This window comes from Bacillus sp. GMs2/2 (assembly GCF_050172095.1).
Lineage (GTDB): Bacteria > Bacillota > Bacilli > Bacillales > Bacillaceae_G > Bacillus_A > Bacillus_A cereus.
This window is the reverse complement of the sequence record NZ_JBNLYE010000695.1, coordinates 1-1,266: the sequence shown is the minus strand read 5'-3', so window position 1 is coordinate 1,266 and position 1,266 is coordinate 1. Positions and strand designations below refer to the sequence as shown.

Sequence of the window (1,266 nt, the reverse complement as noted above, 5' to 3'; positions counted from 1 at the left end):
AAAATGAACATAATTATGATTTTCTACTAAATGGCCTTTTACTCCAATCTACAGATAAATTATTTAATAAGAAAAGTGTATTCGGAACTGGTGATGGAAACCTCGCAGCTTGAAAATTTGTAAGAAGTGGAGATGCAATAGCGCCATCTATGGTACTACCAGCTTGAACTTGCACCATATCCCCTGCATTCAATTGTACAATCGTAGAAACTGTTACCGCATTTAAAAGCCCAGTATTTCCACCAAAAAAGCTATCATCTCCTGCTATTAAAGTACTGTTAACTGTTATAAATACTTCCGTCACATAATTTAGGGTATCATCAGTGGGACTAAAAATTATAGTAGCAATAATTAAATATACTCCATCTTGTTGCGGTATAAATGTTGATACACCATCATATTCACCATTTAAATCGAATTGTGTAGTTTCAAATGTTACTATAGACAGTGTATTAGCAGTAACGGACTGATCAGTAGATTTGAAAGCTCTAAATGCAGATTCAAATCCCGTTGGACCTGTTGGGCCTGTTATTCCAGTTGCTCCTGTTGGGCCTGTCGGGCCTGTTATTCCGGTTACTCCCGTTGGACCTGTCGGGCCTGTTATTCCAGTTGCTCCTGTTGGACCTGTCGGGCCTGTTATTCCAGTTGCTCCCGTTGGACCTGTTGGGCCTGTTATTCCAGTTGCTCCCGTTGGACCTGTTGGGCCTGTTATTCCAGTTGCTCCCGTTGGACCTGTCGGACCTGTTATTCCAGTTGGACCTATTGGACCTCCTGAAGGACCTGTTGGACCTGTTGGGCCTACCGGGCCCCCTGAAGGACCTGTTACTCCGGTTACTCCCGTTGGACCTGTTGGGCCTGTTATTCCAGTTACCCCCGTTGGACCTGTTGGGCCTGTTATTCCAGTTGCTCCTGTTGGGCCTGTTATTCCGGTTACTCCCGTTGGACCTGTTGGGCCTGTTATTCCAGTTGCTCCTGTTGGACCTGTTATTCCAGTTGCTCCCGTTGGACCTGTTGGGCCTGTTATTCCGGTTACTCCCGTTGGGCCTGTTGGCCCTGTTATTCCAGTTACTCCCGTTGGGCCTGTCGGACCTGTTGCTCCACTTGCTCCCGTTGGTAGAGTAAATGAGGAAATCGGTGGCAATGTCGGTCCTATTAAACTCGAATCCAGTGAACTAGCAGATAGATTTTTAGAGTTTAATCCTTCCCATTTCTTTTTCCTCTCCATATATCTCACTCCAAATAAAAATCATTTCTCAATTAAGCAAA

General features: G+C 44.7%; 1 protein-coding gene. It reads right to left on the bottom strand.

Annotation, left to right across the window (positions count from 1 at the left end; genetic code table 11):
- Positions 1–13: 13 nt before the first annotated feature.
- Complete coding sequence (locus ACQGS6_RS28760; protein ID WP_426966050.1) at positions 14–1,225, bottom strand: exosporium leader peptide-containing protein; 1,212 nt, start codon at positions 1,223–1,225, stop codon at positions 14–16.
- Positions 1,226–1,266: the final 41 nt, after the last annotated feature.

Bases quoted from the DNA above. Each gene is read 5' to 3' on its own strand.
- ACQGS6_RS28760 (WP_426966050.1), bottom strand. From the start codon at position 1,225: ATGGAGAGGAAAAAGAAATGGGAAGGATTAAACTCTAAAAATCTATCT.